The sequence below is a fragment of the Brachybacterium sp. JB7 genome (assembly GCF_003335205.1).
GTDB lineage: Bacteria > Actinomycetota > Actinomycetes > Actinomycetales > Dermabacteraceae > Brachybacterium > Brachybacterium alimentarium.
Genome location: NZ_QPGN01000003.1, coordinates 426,214 through 446,015, shown reverse-complemented (window position 1 = coordinate 446,015; position 19,802 = coordinate 426,214). Strand labels below are relative to the sequence as shown.

Sequence of the window (19,802 nt, the reverse complement as noted above, 5' to 3'; positions counted from 1 at the left end):
CGGCGAACTGATCGGGCCCGGCACCTCAGGTGCCGGGCCCGACCCGTTCCTCAGGTCAGCTCGCGCTTGAGGATCTTCCCGGTCGCGGTCATCGGCAGCGTCTCGAGGATCACCACGTCCCTGGGGTACTTGTAGGCGGCCATCTGCTCCCGCCCCCAGTCGCGCAGCTCGTCGGCGCTGATCGTGGCGCCGTCCTCGAGGATGACGTGCGCCTTGACCTCCTCGCCGACCCGCTCGTCGGGCACACCGACCACCGCGGCGAGCGAGACCTGTGGATGCGAGATCAGCACCTCCTCGATCTCCCGCGGATACACGTTGTACCCGGCCCGCACGATCATGTCCTTGGAGCGGTCGACGATGAAGTAGAAGCCCTCGTCATCCCGTCGGGCCAGGTCACCGGTGCGGAACCAGCCGTCCCGCATCACCTCCGCCGTCTCCTGCGGGCGCCCCATGTATCCGCTCATCACATTGTGGCCGCGCACCACGAGCTCTCCCACCGCATCCGTCTCGGTGACCTCCGCCCAGTCCGGGTCGGAGGGGTCGATGAGCTTCACCTCGACGCCCCACACCGGTACCCCGATGGAACCGGGTCGAGGCCGGTCCGCCAGCGAGAAGCAGGCCACCGGCGAGGTCTCGGACAGGCCGTACCCCTCCATGATCGAGACCCCCAGCCGCTCACGGGCCGCCGTGAGGATCTCCACCGGAAGGGGCGCCCCGCCGGAGACTCCCAGGCGCAGGGTCTGCGCGATCCTCGCCCTCTGCTCGTCACCGTCCTCCAGCGCGCGCAGCAGCCCCCACCACATCGTGGGCACCCCCGCGAACACGGACACCTCGTGCTCCACCAGCAGTTCGAGCACCTGCTCCGCGTCGAAACGGGGCACCAGGACCAGGGTCGCGCCCATCGAGAACCCGGCGTTCAGGTTCACCGTCGCGCCGAAGGTGTGGAACAACGGCAGAGCCACGAGGTGGGTGTCCTCGCCCGGCTGGGAACCGAAGAGCCGGTTGCAGGTCAGAGCGTTCATGAGCTGGTTGGAGTGGCTGAGCTCCGCCCCCTTGGGCCGCCCCGTGGTGCCGGACGTGTAGAGGACCACGGCGGTGTCGGTCTCGCGGGTCTGGACGCTCTCGAAGCTGGAGGGCAGTCCGGCCACCGCCTGCGCCAAGGTGGGGACGTCGTCGTAGGGGCTGGGCGCTGAGGGATCGGCGGTCATCATCACCAGGTGCGGCAGGGAGGCAGAGGCCAGGGCGCCGTCGTGCCCGTAGCGGCCGATCGGCAGATCCTCCGACCCTTCGAAGCAGAAGAAGGCCTTCGCATCGGCGTCGTCCAGGAAGTAGGTGATCTCGCGAGCCTTGCTCAGGACGTTCAGGGGCACCACCACGGCCCCCGCCTTGAGGATCCCGTAGTAGACGATCGGGAACTGGGGGAGGTTCGGACAGCTCAGGGCGACCCGGTCGCCAGGGCGGATGCCGAGGGAGCCCAGGAGATGGGCGACCTGGTTCGCGGCGCCGTCGATCTGCGCATAGGTGAGGCGCGCGGACCCCAGGATGAGAGCGACTCGGTCAGGACAGGTGCGCGCGCTGTCCTCGAGCACGACGGAGAGGTTGTACACGGATCGACTCCTTCGAACGTCCTGCCTCGATGTGCGCCAACGCACGGTGTGCGCCCACGGTACGACTGCCCTCCCCCGCATCCGGGCCGTTCACGGGAAGTCGTCCGGGCCAGGGCGTGTCCGACGGAGCCGACGACTCGCTCACATCGCCATTTCGTTCCTTGCGCAACTGAGGAACCGACACCAGACTCGAGGCATGGACCATCCCTCGGACCCGGAGGCGCCTCCGGCGCAGCAGACGGCCCGGGCCCGACGCGACGCATCGCGCCCGGCAGGCCGCGCACTGCCCGACGCCCCGGCGACCGGTGCAGCCGACGCACCCCATGCACCCACCGAGCTGCAGCTCGCCGCCGCGGCCGACACCTTCGCGATGCTCGCCTCCCCGGCCCGTCTGCACCTGGTGCAGCTCATGAGCTCCGGGCACTTCGACGTGGGCGCACTCGCCGCACAGGTCGGGCTGAGCCTGCCCACCACCAGCCAGCACCTCAGCAAGCTGCGCCTGGCCGGCATCGTCTCGGCCCGCCGCGAGGGGCGCCACAGCTTCTACACGGTCGAGGATCCGCACGTCCTGTCGCTGGTGGAGCAGATCTTCGAGCACATCGCCCCGGATGGCACCCTCGCCCCCGACCCGCCGATCAAGGACTCCCGCGCATGACCACCTCAAGCCCCGCCACCCCGACCCGAAAGGTCGATCTGCGGAAGTTCGCCTGGCTGTCGATCATCACCGCGATCCTCACGATCGTGCTGAAGACGAGCGCCTGGGCGATGACGGATTCCGTCGGCCTGCTCTCCGACGCCGCCGAATCCACGGTGAACCTGGTGGCCGCCGTGGTCGCGCTCATCGCGCTGACCGTCGCCGCTCGCCCCGCGACAGACCGCTTCCTCTTCGGCCGCGCGAAGGCCGAGTACTTCTCAGCGGCCGTCGAAGGACTGATGATCTTCGTGGCCGCAGCGGTCATCCTGGTCACCGCGGTCGAGCGCTTCGTGAACCCGCGCCCGCTGGAGAACCTCGGCATCGGCCTGCTCATCGTGGTGGTCGCCTCACTGCTCAACGGCGGCGTCGCCCTCGTGCTCCTGCGCGCCGGCAGGACCCACAATTCGATCGCCCTGCGCGCCGACGGCAAGCACCTGATGACCGACGTCGTCACCAGCGCCGGCGTGCTCGTGGGCGTGGGCCTGGTGGCGCTGACCGGCTGGGAGCGCCTGGATGCGCTGGTCGCCTTCGCGGTCGGCGTGAACATCATCGTCACCGGCATCGGGCTGCTCTCCGAATCGATCTCCGGCCTGCTGGACAAGGCACTGCCGGATGAGGACCACGAGGTCATCACCGAGATCCTGCGTCGGCGCACCGATGCGACCGTCACCTTCCACGGACTGCAGACCAGGGAGGCCGGCCAGGAGCGCTTCATGAGCGTGCACGTGCTGGTGCCCGACGACTGGACGGTCAAGGAGGGGCACGACTACATCGAGGCGCTCGAGGACGAGCTCAAGGCCTGCCTGCCCGAGCTCACGGTGCTCACGCATCTCGAACCGATCTCCGATCCCGCCAGCTACGAGGACATCCCCGAGGCCCACGTGCCGATCCACGACGACGGATCCAGCCTGCGACCACCCGAGACGTGAGCGGGCGGACGCCGCCCGTAGGATGACCCGACGTGCACGCCGACCCGGGGGAACCATGAGCCAGAATCCGCAGGACGCCCACCACCCGCACCCCTCGCCGCCGGTGATCCGCGGCGAGCTCGCCCCTCCGGGATACGCCGACCCGGGCCACACCGAGCCGGGCGCGCACCCCCACGCTCCGCTCGCGGGCAGCGCCGCGCCCCTCCGGCCTGCCGCCGTGCCCTACCGACCCGCCGCCGTCCAGCCGTACGCCCAGCCCGCCGGCCACCCCGGCACAGGCCCCTATGGTGCTCCTCCTGGCCCGGTGCCGATGCTCCTCCCGCTGAAGAGCGTCGGCGCAGCCTTCGTGCTCACCTTCTTCTTCGGACCGCTCGGAATGCTCTACTCCACGGTGGGCGGGGCCCTGGTGATGATCGGCGTCACCCTGGGCCTGGCGGTTCTCACCGGGATCGTCCTCTTCGTCATCTCGCTGGTCACCCTCGGGATCGGCGCCGTGCTGGCGATCTTCGCGCCTCTGGTGGGGCTCCCGGTGTGGATCGCGAGCATGATCTGGGGATGCCTGGCGGCGAGCCGGCACAACGAGAGGGTGCAGGCCCAGCTCGCAGCCTTCGGCGGCCACCGACCCCCGGGGTACTGACACCGGCGGCGGATCCGAGGCGGAGCGCCTCGACCTGGACGCCGACGCCTCGACCCCCGCAGCGCTCCCGCTGCAGCCCACCCTTCCGAATGCCCCGTCGGCCGCGCGCCGACGGGGCGTTCGTCGTCTGCCCGCAGAGTTCGCCCTCGAGGCCGACGAGTGCCCTGCATCACGGGCGGCGGGCGCACTCCAGCCCCTGTTACCCCTTATGGCGGACATCGTTTGCGCTTATGTACGGGGTGGGCGCACGATGGGCGCGCATCCACCGTTCGCACCAGGAGCACGATGACCATCAGCGCCCCCGTCGGCCCCACCACCGTCCATGAGGACCTTGCCGCGCGCCTGCGCGCCGAGGTCGGCGCGCACGCCGTGCAGGACTCCCCGTCGGAGATCTACCAGGGTGACCGCGCGGTGCGCGCACCGCAGGGGACGCGCTTCGTCCTCGTCCTGCCCGATGATGTCGCCGGTGTGCAGGCGACGCTGCGCGTGGCCCAGGAGACCGCCACCCCCGTCGTGCCGCGCGGCGCCGGGACCGGGCTCTCAGGCGGCGCCACGCCCACCCAGGGCGCCATCGTGCTGAGCCTCGAGCGGCTCACCGCCGTGCGCGAGATCGATCCGGTCGACGAGGTCGCGGTGGTCGAGGCCGGGGTCATCACCGCTGACCTCTCGACGGCGCTCGCCCCGCACGGCTTCTTCTACGCTCCCGATCCCGCGAGTGCCGCGATCTCCACGATCGGCGGGAACATCGCGACCAACGCCGGCGGCCTGCACTGCGCGAAGTACGGGGTGACCCGCGAGTCCGTGCTCGCGCTCGAGGTCGTGCTGGCCGACGGCACGCTGCTGCGCACCGGCCATCGCTCGCTCAAGGGCGTGACCGGATTGGACCTCACCCAGCTGCTCATCGGTTCCGAGGGCACGCTCGCCGTGGTCACCTCCGCGACGGTGCGGATCCGCCCGCTGCCGGTCGCGCGGCGCACGCTGCTGGCCCGCTTCGCCGATTCCGCCGGGGCGGCGGCCGGGGTGGGGGCGATCTCCCGCAGCCCGGTGCGACCGGCGGCGACCGAGCTGATCGACGGCGGGACCCTGGCGGACATCGACGCGCACTCCGGCTCGTCCCTCGCCCGCGGCACCGACGCGGTGCTCCTCCTCGAGCTCGACGGCTACGGGATCAGGGAGCAGACCGCGGATCTGACCCACGCGCTGGAAGCCGTCGGCGGCGACGTGCTCGTCATCGAGGACGAGCAGGAGGCCGAGCGTCTGTGGGAGCTGCGACGTTCCGGCCGTGGCTCGGGCGCCGGCGGGCACCGGCTCGGCGAGGACATCGCCGTGCCGAAGTCTCGCCTCGCGGAGATCTTCACGGAGCTCGCGGTGATCGGCGAGCGCCATGGGGTGCAGACCTCGGCTCTCGCCCATGCAGGGGACGGCAACCTCCATCCCCTGCTCGCTGTGGACCGGGAGGCGTCCGAGGCGGCGGACTCCTCGCTGCCGCCCACCCTGCTCGCCGCGGCCGACGACCTGGTCCGTGCTGCGATCGACCTCGGCGGCACGATCAGCGGCGAGCACGGCATCGGCACCTCCAAGCAGGGGTGGCTCGACCTCGAGCTCTCCCCCGTCTCGCGAGCTCTGCAGCTCCGCCTGAAGGACGCGTTCGACCCCCAGCACCTGCTGAATCCCGGGAAGGCCCTGTGATGACCACGACCTCGATCTCCCCCGCCCGGCTCGCCGACGGGCTGCTCTCCGACCTCGGCCGACGGGAGGACAGGTCCCGCGGCTTCGGGCGGAGGGTCGCCCCGCAGCCGGGCGACATCGCGCTGAACGGCGGCGCCCCGAGCGCGGACCTGCTGCCGCTGGCCGCGATCGGCCGCGCCTCGGCCGAGCTCTGCGCCGATCCCACGGCCCTGGCCGCCGCCCTGCAGTACTCGGTGCCCTCCGGCATCGGGGACCTGCGCAGCTGGATCGCTGAGCGCGAGAACGTCCCCGCCGACCGCGTGCTGATCACCAACGGGGCCTTCCACGGACTTTCCCTGCTGTTCGATGCGCTGCTGGACCGCGGCGACCAGATCATCGTCGAGGACCCCACCTACCCGCTGATCTTCCGCGACCTCCAGCACCACGAGCCCGAGCTGCTGCCCCTGCACCTCACGGCCGACGGCTTCGACATCTCCGCGCTCGAGGCCCGGCTGGAGGCCGGGGCCCGGCCGCGCCTGCTCTACACGGTGCCGGAGTTCCACAACCCCACCGGCTTCATCACCCCGGCCGAGCAGCGAGCACGACTGGTCGAGCTCGCCGAGCACTACGGTTTCGTCATCGTCTCCGACAACGCCTATGCGGGGCTCGGCTTCGACGGCGTCGAGGTGCCGGCCGACTACCCGCTGGACAGCGACCTCGTCGTGCACGTGCGCACCTTCTCCAAGACGCTCGGCCCCGGGCTGCGCCTGGGCTGGCTGTTGCTCCCGGACTGGCTGGTGGGCCCGGTGACCCGCCTGCGCGCGAACCAGGACCAGCACTCCTCGGCCCTCGTGCAGGCGATCGTGGCGCGGATCGTCGGCGCCGGGGCCCACTCCCCGCAGGACGGAGGGCTGGACGCGATCGCCGCGCGGGCCCGCACCGCCTATGCCGAGCGCTTCGACCTGGTCGCCGGGATCCTCGAGGAGCAGGTGCCCGGCGGGGTCGAGATCGATCACCGCACCGGTGGCATCTTCCTGTGGGCGCGTCTGCGCGAGAGCGGCATCGACCTCGCGGCCGCCCAGCAGCTGGCCCGCACCCGCTACGGCACCGACGCGGTGCTCGGGCGCTTCTTCCACCGGGACCGCCCGGACGACGACCGCGGCGGCCTCCGGATCGGCATCAGCCACCTCGAGCCCTCGCAGCTGCGCCTCGGCGTCGAGCGGCTCGCCGCCGCCCTCTCCGACCCGGAGGCACGGCGATGAGTGCCTCCACGCTCTCCCGCCGCCACCTGCTGCAGACCCTCGGAGCCGGCTCCCTGGGCCTCGCGGCGCTGCCGCTGGCCGGCTGCGCCCTGCCCTCCGCGTTCGCCGACGGCGGGGAGGGCGACGCGGCCGATGACGAGCTGACCTTCCTCATCTCCAACCTCGACGGCGGATGGGTGCCCTCCAAGAGCGCGATCTCCAGCTACGAGGCGAATGTCTGGCAGCAGCTGACCGACAAGCTCGTGCACACCGACGCCGACGGGGTCGTCTCCCCGTGGATCGCCGAGTCCTGGGAGCAGGACGCCGACTCCACCGAGTTCGTCCTGCACCTGCGCGAGGGCGTGACCTTCTCCGACGGCACCCCGCTGGACGCGGCCGCCGTGCTCGCGAACCTGGAGTCCTGGGCCGTCGGCCGGCCTGATGACGGACTGGCGCCCGTGGGCCTGTTCCCCGGCGGCACCTACGAGGGCGCCGAGGCGCTGGACCCGCTGACCGTGCGCGTCACCTTCACCGCGCCGACGCTCTCTTTCCTGCCCACCCTCGGATACCACGGCTGCCAGCTGATGGCCCCCGCGAGCATCGCCGCCTCCCTCGAGGAGCAGTCCGACCTCGCGAACCAGATCGGCTCGGGACCGTTCGTGCTGGACACCTGGGCCGGCAACGACCACGTGCGCCTGGTGCGCCGGGAGGACTACGACTGGGCCCCCGAGGTGCTCGGGGCGAGCGGCCCGGCGACGCTGTCGGCGATCACCTTCCGGGTGCTGCCGGACGACACCCTGCGGGCCTCCGCAGCGCGTGCCGGCCAGACGGACATCGCCTACAACGTGAACCCGCAGGTGCTGGACTCCTTCACCGAGGCCGGCTTCGTGATCGAGGTGCCCCGCTATCTCGGATTCGTCCACGGCTTCAGCCTCCGCACGAACGTCGCCCCCTTCGACGACGTGCGCGTGCGTCAGGCCGTGACCCGGGGCATCGACCGCGACGAGATCCTGCGCACCGTGTTCACCGACGCCTGGGAGAGCGCGACCAGCTGGCTGCAGGCCGGCGTCCCCGAGACCACGGACCTCACCGAGCTGTTCGCCTACGATCCGGGCCTCGCCGCGCAGCTGCTGGACGAGGCCGGCTGGACCGATCGCACCGAGGACGGCTTCCGCAGCAAGGACGGCACCGAGCTCGGCTTCACGATCTATCCCACCCCGTATCTCACCGGCTCCGTGCCCGAGGCCGAGCTGATCTCCCAGCACCTGGGGCGGCTCGGGATCCGCGTGTCCACCCAGCGGCTCGACATCCCCACCTGGACCGAACGCGTCACCAACAACCCGGAGCAGGGTATCTCCCCGGTGACCCGCAGCTTCGTGGACGTCGGCACGGTCGCCGGGGTCATCACCGACGAGGGCGAGGACTGGTTCGCCGTCGGCACGTCCGACGAGGAGCTGGTGCGACTGCGCGACGAGGTCGCCGGGGCCGCCGATCACGACGAGCGCGCCGCGATCGTCGAGCAGCTCTCCCGCCATGTGCTCGAGCAGGCCTACTTCATCCCGCTCGAGCAGAACGTGCAGCGCATCTACGTGCAGTCGCCGCAGCTGAGCGGGATCACGTTCAACGCGGTCGCGATCCCCTCGTACCACGCCGCGCGCAAGGACCCCTCATGAGCACCACCGCGACCCTCCCCGAGAGCACGGAGGCGCCCAGGCGCACCGTCCGCTCCTCCCGCGGCCTGCTCGGCGCCGCGGTCGGGCGCAGCGCCCAGGCGCTCGTCGTGATCGTGCTCGCCTATGTGCTGGTGTTCCTGGTGCTGGCCGCGATCCCGGGCGACCCGGTCTCCGCGCAGCTCGACAACCCGCAGGCCGGATTCAGCGACGCCGAGAAGGCCCGGATCCGCTCCTTCCACGGACTCGACCAGCCCGTCTTGGTGCAGCTGGTGGTCTCCCTCGGCCATGCGGTGCAGGGCGACCTCGGTCTGTCGATGGCCACCTCGCAGCCCGTCACCCAGGTGATCGGCGCCGCGATCCCGTCGACGCTGCGACTCGCGGTGACCGCGCTGGTGCTCGCGGTGGCCCTCGCCGCCGCACTGGGCCTGGCCACCCGGCTGCTGCCCGAGGGGCGGCTCAATGACCTCGTGCGCTCCCTGCCCACCCTGTTCCTGTCCACCCCGAACTTCCTCATCGGCCTGGTGCTGATCCAGGTGCTCGCCGTGCAGCTGGGTCTTTTCAGCCTGGTCGATTCCGAGGGCTTCGCCTCGACCGTCGCCGCCGCGCTGACCCTCGCCATCCCCGTCTCCGCGCAGATCGCCCAGGTGTTCATCACCGCGCTGGACGAATCCGCCGGCCAGGACTACGCCGAGGTCGCGCTCGCTCGCGGCCTCCCACCCGCCCAGGTGGTGCTGCGCCACCTGCTGCGTCCCTCGCTGCTGCCCACCGTGACCGTCGTGGGGCTCGTGATCGGTGAGGTGCTCGGCGGCTCCCTGATCACCGAGACCATCTTCGGGCGGGCCGGCATCGGCATGGTCGTCCAGAAGGCCGTCGCCACCCAGGACGTGTCGGTGCTGCTGGCCGCCGTGGTGCTCTCCGCGCTCGTGTTCGTGGTCGTGAACCTCGTGATCGACCTGCTCTACCTGCTGCTGGACCCCCGCCTGCGCACCTCGGAGGTGTCCCGATGACCACTGCTGCCCTCACCCCCGGCCGCACCGCCTCGCAGGCCGCCGCCCGTCGGTCCGGCACGGTCCCGGTCTCCGTCGTGGTCTCCGCCGCGGTCATCGCCGTGGTGCTGCTGTGGTCGCTCGTCCCGGGCCTGGTCACCGGGCACGATCCCGCGGTCGGCGTGCCGGACGACAAGTTCACCGCGCCTGGTGCACGGTACTGGCTGGGCACCGATCACCTCGGGCGCGATCTGCTCACCCGGATCGTGCACGGCTCCGCCTCCTCGATGACCAGCGCGCTGGTGGCGGTCGCGATCGGCGTGATCGTCGGCGGGGTGCTGGGACTGCTGGGCGGTTACCTCGGAGGCTGGGTCGACGCGGTGATCGGCCGACTGGTCGACGTGCTGCTCGCGATCCCCGGCTTCCTGCTCGCCGTGGTGGTGGTGACGGCGCTGGGATACGACACCCGCAACGCGGCGATCGCCACCGGCATCTCCGCGGTGGCCGTGTTCGCCCGCCTCATGCGCGCCGAAGTGCTGCGGGTGCGCACGAGCGTGTTCATCGAGGCCGCCCGGGTCAACGGCGGCTCCACGCTGCACATCCTGACCCGGCACGTGCTCCCCAACGCCCTGCGCCCGGTGCTCTCCCTGGCCGTGCTGCAGTTCGGCATCGCGATCCTCGTGATCGCCGGGCTCGCCTTCCTCGGGTACGGCGATCCGCCGCCCGCCTCCGACTGGGGTCTGCTCGTCTCCGACGGCCGCGAGCACCTCCTGCATGCCCCGTGGCTGGTCCTGGCCCCGGGCTGCGTCATCGCCGTCGTCGTGCTGTCCGTGAGCCGTATCAGCCGCTGGCTGGACCAGGAGAGGAACCGATGAGCACCCTCGAGAACACCCTGCCCGCCCCGGTGCGGACCGCCCCGGAGGAACCGCTGCTGCAGGTGCGCGATCTGAGCGTCGCCTACGGTCCGACCGAGGTGGTGCACGGCGTCTCCTTCGCCGTGGGTGCGGGGAAGGCCCTCGCCCTGATCGGCGAGTCCGGCTCCGGGAAGTCCACGATCGCCCGCGCCGTGCTGCGCCTGCTGGGGTCCCGTCGGGCCCGCGTGGACGGCTCGATCACGGTGCAGGGCCGCGAGGTCACGACCCTGCGCGACCGCGAGTTCCTGCCGCTGCGCGGCCGGGTGCTCGGCTTCGTCCCCCAGGATCCCGGCTCCTCCCTCAACCCGGTGCGCAGCATCGGCTCCCAGGCCCTCGAGGCCGCGGCCCTGGTGCCCGGGGCCGGGCGCCGTGAGGAGCAGGAGGCCCTGGTGCGGGGCGCGTTCGAGCGGGTGGGCCTGCCGGACCCTCAGCGGATCATCGAGTCCTTCCCCCATCAGCTCTCCGGCGGGCAGCTGCAGCGCGTGCTGATCGCGCTGGCGATCCTGCCCGGGCCCACGCTGCTGGTGGCCGATGAGCCCACCAGCGCCCTGGACGTCACGGTCCAGAAGCAGATCCTCGACCTGCTGGACTCCCTCCGCCGCGAGCTGGGGATCGGGATCCTGCTGATCACCCACGACCTCTCGATCGCTGCGCAGCGGGCCGACGAGGTGGTGGTGCTGCAGCAGGGCAGGATCCAGGAGGCCGGGCCGACGAGCTCCGTCTTCACCGCCCCGTCCGCGGAGTACACCCGCTCGCTGCAGGCCGACGTGCCGGGGCTGAACCCCGATCGCTTCGCCGACCTGCGCGCTGAACGCGATCAGAAGCATCCGCTCACCGGTGACCAGAGGCCGGTGGAGCCCGACGGACGCCAAGGAGCGGACGCGCAGGTTCGGGTGAGCGGCATCTCGCGCACCTTCCGCACCCGCTCCCGCGAGGTGGCCGCCCTGAGGGACGTCTCCCTGTCGATCCCGCGCGGGCGCACTCATGCCCTGGTCGGCGAATCCGGGTCGGGGAAGTCCACTGCGGCCCGCGCCCTGCTGGGGCTGGAGACCGTCGACGCCGGGACCCTTCGGGTGGGCGAGCACGAGGTGCGCGCCCAGGACCGTCGGGCGCTGCGCGAGGTGCGCCGTCACCTGCAGATCGTCCACCAGAACCCGTTCACCTCGCTCGACCCGCGGTTCGCGGTCGGCCGCATCGTGCGCGAACCGTTGGACCTCTACCGCGTGGGCACGCGCGCCGAGCGGGAGGAACGCACCCGATGGGCGCTCGAGGCCGTGCGGCTGCCCCAGGAGCTGGTCGGGCGTCGGCCCGGAGCGCTCTCGGGCGGCCAGCGCCAGCGCGTCGCGATCGCCCGGGCCCTCGCGCTGCGACCGAAGGTGCTCGTGCTCGATGAGCCCACCAGTGCGCTGGACGTCACCGTGCAGGCCGGCATCCTCGACGTGCTCGCGACCCTGCAGCGCGACCTCGGGCTGACCTACCTGTTCATCTCCCACGACCTGGCGGTGGTGCGGCAGTTCGCCGACACCCTGAGCGTGCTGCGACGGGGCGAAGTGGTCGAGAGCGGCGAGGTGACCGCGATCTTCGACAGCCCCCAGCACGCATACACTCGGGAGCTGCTCGCCTCCGTGCCGGTGCGCGGCGCCGCTGGTGTCCCTGGTTCCCCCGATGCCCCCGACGCCCCCGGTTCCCCCGGTTCCCCCGGATCGACCGGACCCCTCCCCCGAGCTCAGGAGCTGCAGATATGACGACCATCGCACGCACCGGAACCGCCGTCGAGGTCGAGTGGCTCCACGTCCCCTGGACCGATCCGCGCGCCACGGCGCTGCGCGACGCCATGGATGCCGAGGTGGGTCCGCGCTATGCCGCGATCCGTGGCGCCGGCGTCGTCCCTCCTGGCCGGCCCACCGGCGACGACGTGGCCACCGTGCTGCTGGCGCTCATCGACGGGGCCCCCGCGGCCACCGGGACGCTGCGCAGGCTGCCGGATCGCTGGGAGATCAAGCGAGTGTTCGTCAGCCCCGATCACCGCCGACTGGGCCTGGCCAGTGCAGTGCTCACCCAGGTCGAGAACGCGGCACGGGAGCGGGGCGCGACGGAGATCTTCCTCCAGACCGGCAACCTCCAGCCCGCCGCGATCGCGCTGTACGAGCGCGAGGGCTGGCAGCACGCGGAGACCTACGCGCCCTACAGCCCGACCGACGGCATCAGCGTCTGCTTCCGCAAGAGCCTGGAGGCCGGCGCGCAGCAGCACTGAGCCGACTGCTGCCCGGGATCCTCAGCCGTTCACCACGCGCGCGAGCTCGCGGTCCGAGGTGCGGAGCGCCTCGCGGTCGTAGGTCGAGCCCGTCGCGAGGATCTCCTGGGCGCCGGTGCGCTCGATGATCTGCTCGAGCCGGCGGCGCACCGTCTGCGCGGATCCGGCGACGGTGGTGGCCAGCCCCTTCTCCACCCGTCGCGATTCGGTGCCGCTCCAGGTCGCGGCGTTGATCCGATCCACCGGCTCGAGCGCCTCGAACACGCCCGTGGTCCGTGAACGGGCCATCGCCCAGATCTCGGGCAGGGCCAGTTCGAGGGCTTCCTCGTCGGTGTCGGCGACCAGCGCGTCGAGAGAGACGATGACCTGCGCGCTGCTGCCCCGGTGCGGACGGAACGCCCGCCGGTAGGACTCCAGCCGTGCAGGCAGCTCCGGGGAATCCAGGATCGGTCCGCCGATCACCACGGGCAGGCCGAGCTCGGCGGCGGCGTCCATCCCTGTGCCGGTCGCCAGCACGAACAGCGGCACGTCACCGGCGTCCGCCGGCCAGGCGGTGACCGGTGCGGCCCCCTCCAGATGGTCGCGCACCGCTGCGATCTCCTGGGCGAACGACTCCGGCGCGGCCTCGAGCCGTCCGAGCGCTTCCCGCACGGGCTCGGTGAATCCCAGCGACCTGCCGACCCCGAGATCCACGCGGCCCGGATACAGCGCAGCGAGCATGAGGAACTGCTCGGCGACGACGAGCGGGCGATGGTTCGGGAGCATGACGCCGCCGGAACCGAGACGGATCCTCGAGGTGCGGGCACCGATCGCGCTCAGCAGCACGGCCGGGGAGCCGCTCGCGATCCCGGGCACCGCGTGATGCTCGGCCACCCAGAACCGTTCATAGCCTGCACTCTCCACCGCGACGGCCCGTCGGGCCGAGTGCTCCAGGGCGGCCGACGCCGGATGGCCACGGCGCGTGCGGGAGCGGTCGAGCAGGGAGAGCCTCATGCCGTGATCAACGCCGGTGACCGCCCGGAACTTCCCGGATCCACGGTCGAGAACGTCTCATCCCGTGCCCTGTCCACGGGCTGCGGAGCGTGGCTAGGCTCGAGCCATGAATGCCCCTCACGTGCCGCTGTCGATCCTCGATCTCGTCTCCATCTCCGAAGGGATGTCCACCCGGGAGGCGATCGCCGCGTCCATGGAGGGGGCACAGGTCGCCGACCGTCTGGGCTATGAGCGCTACTGGTTCGCCGAGCACCACAACACCAACAGCCTGGCCTCCAGCGCCACCTCGCTGCTGATCGATCGTGCCGCCTCGATGACCGAGCGGATCCGCGTCGGGTCCGGTGGCGTCATGCTCCCCAACCATTCGCCGCTCGCCGTCATCGAGCAGTTCGGCACGCTCGTGCAGTTCCATGGCGACCGTATCGACCTGGGGCTTGGCCGTGCGCCCGGCACCGACCAGCTCACCGCGCAGCTGCTCGCCCGGACGTCGGCGGAGCCCCAGGCCTTCATCGCCGCAGTGGAGCAGATGCGGGACTGGTCCCGCGAGGAGCCGCTCGGCGACAGCCTGCCCATCACGGCGGACGTCGCCCGCGGCACCGAGGTGCCGATGTGGATCCTCGGCTCGACCGCCAATGGTGCTCGCCTCGCGGCGCAGCTCGGCATGCCCTTCTCCGTCGCCTCGCACTTCGCCCCGTTCCAGTACCTCAAGGCGCTCGAGACGTACCGGGAGAACTTCAACCCCCGTGCCGAGGCCGCGCAGCTCGAGACGCCGCGCACCATGGTCGGGGTGAACCTCGTGGTCGCCGAGACCGACGAGGAGGCGCAGCGCCATTTCAGCACCCTGCAGCAGATGTTCCTCGGCGTGGTCACCGGTCAGCGGAAGAAGATCCAGCCGCCGACGCCGATCGAGGAGGTCGCCGCACCTCATCTCGTCCAGCAGGTCGACCAGACCCTCTCGATCCGCGCCGTCGGCTCCCCTGCGACCGTCGTGCGCCAGCTCGAGGAGATCGTCGCGACCACGCAGGCCGACGAGCTGATCCTCACCGCCTACTACTACGACCCGGCGGATCGTCTGAAGGGGCTCGAGCTGCTCGCCGAGGCCTGGGGCCTCTGAGCCGGGGTTCCTCCGAGCCGAACGGCACGGCTCAGAGCGCGCGGAGCTGTGCCATCACGCCGGCATGATCGCTCGCCTGGATGCCGTCGACGTCGTGCGAGTGCGCCGCATAGGCGTCGGCGGCGACACCGCGGGTCATGATCCAGTCGATGCGCGGCCCGTCGGTCGTCGGCTCCCCGTAGTCCGGGAAGGTGCCGATGTCCTCGCCATGGATCTGTGCTGCGTTCTGCCGAGCGTCCTCGAACCCCGCCTCGCGCAGCACCTCCCACGCCGGGCTCGCGCCGGAATCGGCGTTGAAGTCGCCCATCAGGATCACGGGCGCGCCGTCGGCCGCCTCGAGCAGGCGGCGCGCCACCAGGGCTGCGCCGTTCATCCGCGCGAGCGGTCCGGCGTGATCGAGATGAGTCACCGCGATCAGCAGCTCCCGGCCGGTGTCCCGGTCCTGGACCCGTGCCCATACGGCGATCCGCGGGCAGTGGCCGTCCCACCCCACTGATCCCATCAGCTCCGGCTGCTCGGAGAGCCAGAACTGGTCCCAGCCCAGCAGCTCGAAGCGCTCACGCCGCAGGAACAGCAGGTTGTGCTCGTCCCGGCCGCCTCCCTCCCGTCCGAAGCCGAGCCGCAGATGCGTCGAGGCGAGAGCATCCTCGAGCACCGGGAGCTGCGAGGGCAGCACCTCGAGCGCGCCCACCACGTCGGGATCGGCGGTGCGCAGCAGATCGACGAGCACGGGCGCCCGCTGGCCCCAATGGTCCGGTTCCCCGGGGCGGGTGGTCCCGGTGTCCATGCGGATGTTCTGCGAGAGGATGCTCAAGGCGGGAGAGGGCGCGCTGGGGAGGATCATCACCCCATCCTGTCGCAGCTGCCGTGTCCCTGTCATGGCTTCTCCTCTATGACGGCACATGACACCGCGTGACGACTCGCTGCACGACCACCGCTGTCGACGTCGCATACTTCCCCTATGAGCGCTCTGGTCCTGCAATCCGATTTCGGTCTCGACGACGGCGCGGTCAGCGCCATGTACGGCGTCGCCGTCGGCGTCGAGCCCTCCCTCCGGATCCACGACGTCACGCACAACATCCCGCCCTACGAGATCTGGGAGGGCTCCTACCGTCTCGCGCAGGTGCTCACCTACTGGCCCGAGGGCACGGTGTTCGTCTCCGTCGTCGACCCCGGCGTGGGCTCGGATCGTCTCTCGGTGGTCGCCCGCACGGCGACCGGGCACCTCGTCGTCACCCCTGACAACGGCACCCTCACCCATCTCGAGCGCATCTTCGGCGTCACCGAGCTGCGGGAGATCGACGAGACGCGCAACCGCCGCCCCGGTTCGGAGGAGTCCTACACCTTCCACGGCCGGGACATCTATGCCTTCACCGGTGCGCGGCTGGCCTCAGGCGCGACGAGCTTCGAGGAGGTCGGACCTGTCGTCGACCTCGAGCGGATGGTGCGCCTGCCCATCACCGAGCCCGAGCTCAGCGACGGCGCGGTGCAGGGCACCATCGACACCCTCGACGTGCGCTATGGCTCCCTGTGGACCTCGATCCCCCGCACCCTGTTCCGCGAGCTCGACGTCGCACCCGGCGACCGCGTGACGGTGCGGGTCCGCCACCACGACACGGTGGTGCACGCCGCACAGATCACGTACGCGCGCAGCTTCGCGGCCGTCGAGGTGGGCGAATCACTGCTCTACGTGAACTCTCTGGACCGTATGGCGATCGCCATCAATCGAGGTCACTACGCCCGAGCGTTCTCCCTCGGCACCGGCACCTCGTGGCGTGTGACCCTGGTGCCCGTGCGCTGATCCCCTCTCCGCTGCCCACGAAGGACTCTCCATGAACCGCACCTATTCCCCCGTCACCCAGGTGGTCGCCATCGGCGTCGGGGCCGCCCTCTTCTTCGTCCTCGGCCGCTTCGCCGCGATCCCGACCCCGATCCCCAACACGTCCCTCAACATCCAGTACGCGATCCTCGCCGTCTTCGCCGTGCTGTACGGACCGCTCGTGGGTGCCTTGGCGGGCTTCATCGGACATCTCCTGATCGACGTCACCGGGTACGGCATCTGGATCAGCTGGGAACTCGCCTCCGGTGTCTTCGGGCTGGTCGTGGGCGTGCTGCTGCTCAAGCACGCGATCACCGATGGCGAGTTCGGGAAGGCGACGGGCCTCCGCGTCAACCTCGCGATCCTCCTGGCGAACGCCGTGGCCTGGCTGCTCATCGCACCCCTCGGGGACGTCCTGATCCACTCCGAGCCTGCGAGCAAGGTATGGGCACAGGGCACGCTGGCCTTCATCGCGAACTCGGTCACGGCCTGTGTGCTGGGCACGATCATCCTGTCGGTCTATGCACGCACGCGTACCCGGACCGGATCCCTGAGCCACGACCAGTGACCGTGTCCGACACCGGTGGCGCATCGGACGAGGCCCCGCTGATCGAGCTGGCGGGATATTCCTTCCAGTACCGGGCCCAGTCCGAGCCGACTCTGCACGACATCGATCTCACGGTGCGGCGCGGCGAGAAGATCGCGATCGTCGGTGCCTCCGGGTCCGGGAAGTCCACCTTGATCAGCGCGATCAACGGGCTGATTCCTCACCATCACCGCGGCACGTCCAACGGTGCGGTGCGTGTGGCCGGGAACGACCCTGCCATGGTGCCGTTGGCCGCCACCGCGTCCGTTGTCGGCACCGTGCTGCAGGACAGCAACAGTCAGTTCGTGGGCCTCACCGTCGCCGAGGACATCGCCTTCAGCCTCGAGAACCAGCAGGTCCCACACGCTGAGATGCCCGCGCTCATCACGAGGGCCGCCGAGCTCGCCGGCATCAGCGATCGCCTCGACGACTCCCCGCAGAACCTCTCCGGCGGCCAGAAGCAGCGCGTCGCGGTCGCCGGCGTGCTGGTCGACGACGTCGAGGTGCTGCTGCTGGACGAGCCGCTCGCGAACCTCGATCCTGCCAGCGGTCGAGCCGCCATCGAACTCCTCGACGACCTGCACCGTGACCAGAGGAAGACGATCCTGCTGGTCGAGCACCGCCTCGAAGACGTCCTGCACCGCGATATCGACCGGCTCGTGCTGATGGCCGACGGTCGCATCGTCGCCGATGCCGCCCCGGACGTCGTCCTCGCCTCCGGTCTGCTCGAGCAGCACGGCATTCGTCCGCCATTGCACATCGCCGCGCTGAGATATGCCGGGGCACCGGCCACGGCCGAGCAGAGGCCGTCCCGCAGCACGGACATCGCCTTGACGGCGCAGCAGATCACGGCCGTGCGCGACTGGGTCGCGACTGCGGGGTCCTCCCTGGCCGCCGAGCCGGAGGCCGCCGAGCCGTCGCCCGCACTCGCCCCCGCACTGGACCTGCAGGACGTGCGCTGCGAGGTCCGTGTCAGCCCTGAACGCACCTCGGTCCTGCTCGACGGGATCACCGCCCAGGTGCACCGTGGCGAGATGCTCGGCGTGCTCGGCTCCAACGGGGCCGGGAAGTCGACCCTCGCTCGCGTGATCTGCGGCTTCGAGAAGCTCACCGGCGGAGCGCTGCGGATCGGCGCGGCCGATGCGAGCGGATGGAGCCTCTCGGATCGCGGCGAGCACGTCGGCTTCGTGCTCCAGGAGCCGGGTCAGATGATCTCCCGTCCTCTGGTCTCCGAGGAGATCGCGCTGGGCCTGCGCGCCCGCGGGGAGGACGAGGAGGAGATCGCCCGTCGCACCACCACCGTCCTCACGGCCTGCGGGCTCGCCCCGTTCCGCTCGTGGCCCCTCTCGGCTCTGAGCCACGGCCAGAAAAAGCGCGTGACCATCGCCTCCGTGCTCGCGCTCGGACCCGACGTCCTCATCCTCGACGAACCGACCGCCGGACAGGACTTCGCGCACTACACCGAGTTCATGCAGTTCCTGCGCACCCTCAACGCCGACGGCACCACCGTCGTCCTGATCACGCACGACATGCATCTCGCGGTCGAGTACACGGACCGCGTGCTCGTGCTGTCCGACGGGCGCCTGCTGGCCGACGCCGACCCCGCCGTCGTGCTCACCGACCCGGACCTCACCCGTCGCGCCGACCTCGTGACCACCGGACTCTACGAACTGGCCAGGCGCTGTGGTCTCCGTGATCCACACACCCTGGTGCACCGTTTCGTGGCGGTGGATCGTGCTGCGCGGGAGGAGGAGCGATGAGCAGCCCCCTGCTGGGATACATCGACCGTGACGGCCCCCTGCACACCCTCTCCGGGGTCTCGAAGCTGGTCCTCTCCCTCGGCGTCGTGCTGGGTGCGATGATCGGCTTCGACGTCCGCTACCTCGCCGCCGTCTCGGCAGGTTCGATCCTGCTGTGGGCGGTCTCCCGTGTGCGACTGCGGGATCTCGCCGTCGTGCTGTGGCTGATCGCCATCTTCATGGTCCTGAACAACATCGGCATCTTCCTGTTCGCTCCCGGCTACGGAACCGACCTGTTCGGAACCCGCCATCTGCTCCTGGAGGGGCCCTGGCGCTGGGACGTCACGGCCGAGCAGCTGTTCTACCAGCTCGCCGTCACTCTGAAGTACGTCGCCGTGCTCCCAGCGGTGCTGCTGTTCGTCGCCACCACCAGACCTCCGGAATTCGCCTCCTCCCTGGCGCGGGTCGGGGTGCCGTATCGCATCGCGTACGCCGTCTCCCTCGCCCTGCGCTACATTCCGGACGTGCAGCGCGAGTTCCGCACGATCTCCCAGGCGCAGCAGGCGCGCGGGATGGACACCTCGCGTGCGGTGCGCCTGCCCACCAGGCTCCGGAACCTGACCTCCGTGCTGATGCCGCTCCTGCTCGGCACCTTCGACCGTATCGAGTCGGTATCCGCCGCCATGGAGCTGCGGGGCTTCGGCCGGGCGAAGGGACGCACCTGGTCCGTCCAGACACCCGTCCGTGCCGCCGACGTGTTCGTGATCGTCGTCAGCATCGCGCTCGTGGCGACGCCGATCGCTCTGCTGGTGGTCAACGGCGGACGGTTCTGGAACCCGTTCCTCTGAGCGGACGGCGGTGCCGCCTCCTGACGCACGGCGCCCTCCCACGGCATCCTGCCCGCCTGGTGCACGGCGCCCTCCCCACCGCGTCCTGCCCGCCTGGCGC

Annotated in this window: 18 protein-coding genes; 15 read left to right on the top strand and 3 right to left on the bottom strand. The window is 70.9% G+C overall.

Annotated elements, in window-relative coordinates; translation table 11 throughout:
- Nucleotides 1–50: 50 nt before the first annotated feature.
- Nucleotides 51–1,607, bottom strand: coding sequence for a long-chain fatty acid--CoA ligase (locus CIK81_RS06465; protein ID WP_096196707.1), 1,557 nt, complete (start codon nucleotides 1,605–1,607; stop codon nucleotides 51–53).
- A gap of 196 nt (nucleotides 1,608–1,803) precedes the next feature.
- Here CIK81_RS06465 and CIK81_RS06460 point away from each other — a divergent pair, with 196 nt between their 5' ends.
- The 10 genes from CIK81_RS06460 (at nucleotide 1,804) to CIK81_RS06415 (ending at nucleotide 12,603) form a co-directional block, all read left to right on the top strand.
- Nucleotides 1,804–2,262: a helix-turn-helix transcriptional regulator gene (locus CIK81_RS06460; protein WP_096163853.1), complete on the top strand. Its 459-nt coding sequence runs from the start codon at nucleotides 1,804–1,806 to the stop codon at nucleotides 2,260–2,262.
- Entirely contained in the window at nucleotides 2,259–3,230 is a 972-nt protein-coding gene (locus tag CIK81_RS06455) for a cation diffusion facilitator family transporter (RefSeq protein WP_096196705.1), read from the top strand. The genes CIK81_RS06460 and CIK81_RS06455 overlap by 4 nt, the downstream gene beginning before the upstream one ends.
- 55 nt (nucleotides 3,231–3,285) lie before the next feature.
- A complete protein-coding gene (locus CIK81_RS18500) occupies nucleotides 3,286–3,867 on the top strand; it encodes a hypothetical protein (RefSeq protein WP_241964032.1) in 582 nt (193 codons plus the stop codon).
- 285 nt (nucleotides 3,868–4,152) lie between these two features.
- Nucleotides 4,153–5,556, top strand: a complete 1,404-nt coding sequence (locus CIK81_RS06445; protein ID WP_114311258.1) for an FAD-binding oxidoreductase — start codon at nucleotides 4,153–4,155, stop codon at nucleotides 5,554–5,556.
- Complete coding sequence (locus CIK81_RS06440) at nucleotides 5,556–6,797, top strand: PLP-dependent aminotransferase family protein (protein ID WP_114355534.1); 1,242 nt, start codon at nucleotides 5,556–5,558, stop codon at nucleotides 6,795–6,797. Before CIK81_RS06445 ends, CIK81_RS06440 begins: the two co-directional genes overlap by 1 nt.
- Nucleotides 6,794–8,449 (top strand): ABC transporter substrate-binding protein, encoded by a 1,656-nt coding sequence (locus tag CIK81_RS06435; protein ID WP_096163849.1) that lies wholly within the window; start codon nucleotides 6,794–6,796, stop codon nucleotides 8,447–8,449. The genes CIK81_RS06440 and CIK81_RS06435 overlap by 4 nt, the downstream gene beginning before the upstream one ends.
- Nucleotides 8,446–9,456 carry an ABC transporter permease gene (locus CIK81_RS06430; protein WP_114311257.1) on the top strand — a complete coding sequence of 337 codons (1,011 nt, stop codon included), beginning with the start codon at nucleotides 8,446–8,448 and terminating at the stop codon, nucleotides 9,454–9,456. The genes CIK81_RS06435 and CIK81_RS06430 overlap by 4 nt, the downstream gene beginning before the upstream one ends.
- A complete protein-coding gene (locus CIK81_RS06425) occupies nucleotides 9,453–10,310 on the top strand; it encodes an ABC transporter permease (RefSeq protein ID WP_096163847.1) in 858 nt (285 codons plus the stop codon). The genes CIK81_RS06430 and CIK81_RS06425 overlap by 4 nt, the downstream gene beginning before the upstream one ends.
- The gene (locus tag CIK81_RS06420) at nucleotides 10,307–12,094 is read left to right on the top strand and encodes an ABC transporter ATP-binding protein (protein ID WP_114306983.1); all 1,788 of its coding nucleotides are present in this window, start codon (nucleotides 10,307–10,309) and stop codon (nucleotides 12,092–12,094) included. Before CIK81_RS06425 ends, CIK81_RS06420 begins: the two co-directional genes overlap by 4 nt.
- The gene (locus tag CIK81_RS06415) at nucleotides 12,091–12,603 is read left to right on the top strand and encodes a GNAT family N-acetyltransferase (protein ID WP_096163845.1); all 513 of its coding nucleotides are present in this window, start codon (nucleotides 12,091–12,093) and stop codon (nucleotides 12,601–12,603) included. The genes CIK81_RS06420 and CIK81_RS06415 overlap by 4 nt, the downstream gene beginning before the upstream one ends.
- 21 nt (nucleotides 12,604–12,624) lie before the next feature.
- Here CIK81_RS06415 and CIK81_RS06410 read toward each other — a convergent pair whose 3' ends face one another.
- Nucleotides 12,625–13,596, bottom strand: coding sequence for an MsnO8 family LLM class oxidoreductase (locus CIK81_RS06410; RefSeq protein ID WP_096196699.1), 972 nt, complete (start codon nucleotides 13,594–13,596; stop codon nucleotides 12,625–12,627).
- 106 nt (nucleotides 13,597–13,702) lie between these two features.
- Between CIK81_RS06410 and CIK81_RS06405 the strand changes: the two genes are divergently transcribed.
- On the top strand, nucleotides 13,703–14,710 hold the full coding sequence (locus CIK81_RS06405; protein ID WP_096163843.1) for an LLM class flavin-dependent oxidoreductase: 1,008 nt from the start codon (nucleotides 13,703–13,705) through the stop codon (nucleotides 14,708–14,710).
- 31 nt (nucleotides 14,711–14,741) lie between these two features.
- On the opposite strand, the gene CIK81_RS06400 is transcribed toward CIK81_RS06405, so the two are convergent.
- Nucleotides 14,742–15,554, bottom strand: coding sequence for an endonuclease/exonuclease/phosphatase family protein (locus tag CIK81_RS06400; RefSeq protein WP_096163842.1), 813 nt, complete (start codon nucleotides 15,552–15,554; stop codon nucleotides 14,742–14,744).
- A 117-nt stretch (nucleotides 15,555–15,671) separates the two neighbouring features.
- Between CIK81_RS06400 and CIK81_RS06395 the strand changes: the two genes are divergently transcribed.
- Genes CIK81_RS06395 through CIK81_RS06380 form a run of 4 tightly spaced genes read left to right on the top strand, consistent with a single transcriptional unit; the run spans nucleotide 15,672 to nucleotide 19,702 of the window.
- A complete protein-coding gene (locus CIK81_RS06395; RefSeq protein ID WP_096163841.1) occupies nucleotides 15,672–16,511 on the top strand; it encodes an S-adenosyl-l-methionine hydroxide adenosyltransferase family protein in 840 nt (279 codons plus the stop codon).
- A gap of 31 nt (nucleotides 16,512–16,542) precedes the next feature.
- Nucleotides 16,543–17,097 carry an ECF-type riboflavin transporter substrate-binding protein gene (locus tag CIK81_RS06390; protein WP_096163840.1) on the top strand — a complete coding sequence of 185 codons (555 nt, stop codon included), beginning with the start codon at nucleotides 16,543–16,545 and terminating at the stop codon, nucleotides 17,095–17,097.
- Nucleotides 17,094–18,875 carry an ABC transporter ATP-binding protein gene (locus CIK81_RS06385; RefSeq protein WP_176485519.1) on the top strand — a complete coding sequence of 594 codons (1,782 nt, stop codon included), beginning with the start codon at nucleotides 17,094–17,096 and terminating at the stop codon, nucleotides 18,873–18,875. Before CIK81_RS06390 ends, CIK81_RS06385 begins: the two co-directional genes overlap by 4 nt.
- Nucleotides 18,872–19,702, top strand: coding sequence for an energy-coupling factor transporter transmembrane protein EcfT (locus CIK81_RS06380; RefSeq protein WP_096163839.1), 831 nt, complete (start codon nucleotides 18,872–18,874; stop codon nucleotides 19,700–19,702). The genes CIK81_RS06385 and CIK81_RS06380 overlap by 4 nt, the downstream gene beginning before the upstream one ends.
- Nucleotides 19,703–19,802 lie beyond the last annotated feature (100 nt).

Excerpts from the sequence above, each read along its gene's own strand:
- CIK81_RS06460 (WP_096163853.1), top strand. The coding sequence starts at position 1,804 with ATGGACCATCCCTCGGACCCGGAGGCGCCTCCGGCGCAGCAGACGGCC.
- CIK81_RS06455 (WP_096196705.1), top strand. The coding sequence starts at position 2,259 with ATGACCACCTCAAGCCCCGCCACCCCGACCCGAAAGGTCGATCTGCGG.
- CIK81_RS18500 (WP_241964032.1), top strand. The coding sequence starts at position 3,286 with ATGAGCCAGAATCCGCAGGACGCCCACCACCCGCACCCCTCGCCGCCG.
- CIK81_RS06445 (WP_114311258.1), top strand. The coding sequence starts at position 4,153 with ATGACCATCAGCGCCCCCGTCGGCCCCACCACCGTCCATGAGGACCTT.
- CIK81_RS06440 (WP_114355534.1), top strand. The coding sequence starts at position 5,556 with ATGACCACGACCTCGATCTCCCCCGCCCGGCTCGCCGACGGGCTGCTC.
- CIK81_RS06435 (WP_096163849.1), top strand. The coding sequence starts at position 6,794 with ATGAGTGCCTCCACGCTCTCCCGCCGCCACCTGCTGCAGACCCTCGGA.
- CIK81_RS06430 (WP_114311257.1), top strand. The coding sequence starts at position 8,446 with ATGAGCACCACCGCGACCCTCCCCGAGAGCACGGAGGCGCCCAGGCGC.
- CIK81_RS06425 (WP_096163847.1), top strand. The coding sequence starts at position 9,453 with ATGACCACTGCTGCCCTCACCCCCGGCCGCACCGCCTCGCAGGCCGCC.
- CIK81_RS06420 (WP_114306983.1), top strand. The coding sequence starts at position 10,307 with ATGAGCACCCTCGAGAACACCCTGCCCGCCCCGGTGCGGACCGCCCCG.
- CIK81_RS06415 (WP_096163845.1), top strand. The coding sequence starts at position 12,091 with ATGACGACCATCGCACGCACCGGAACCGCCGTCGAGGTCGAGTGGCTC.
- CIK81_RS06410 (WP_096196699.1), bottom strand. The coding sequence starts at position 13,596 with ATGAGGCTCTCCCTGCTCGACCGCTCCCGCACGCGCCGTGGCCATCCG.
- CIK81_RS06405 (WP_096163843.1), top strand. The coding sequence starts at position 13,703 with ATGAATGCCCCTCACGTGCCGCTGTCGATCCTCGATCTCGTCTCCATC.
- CIK81_RS06400 (WP_096163842.1), bottom strand. The coding sequence starts at position 15,554 with ATGATCCTCCCCAGCGCGCCCTCTCCCGCCTTGAGCATCCTCTCGCAG.
- CIK81_RS06395 (WP_096163841.1), top strand. The coding sequence starts at position 15,672 with ATGAGCGCTCTGGTCCTGCAATCCGATTTCGGTCTCGACGACGGCGCG.
- CIK81_RS06390 (WP_096163840.1), top strand. The coding sequence starts at position 16,543 with ATGAACCGCACCTATTCCCCCGTCACCCAGGTGGTCGCCATCGGCGTC.
- CIK81_RS06380 (WP_096163839.1), top strand. The coding sequence starts at position 18,872 with ATGAGCAGCCCCCTGCTGGGATACATCGACCGTGACGGCCCCCTGCAC.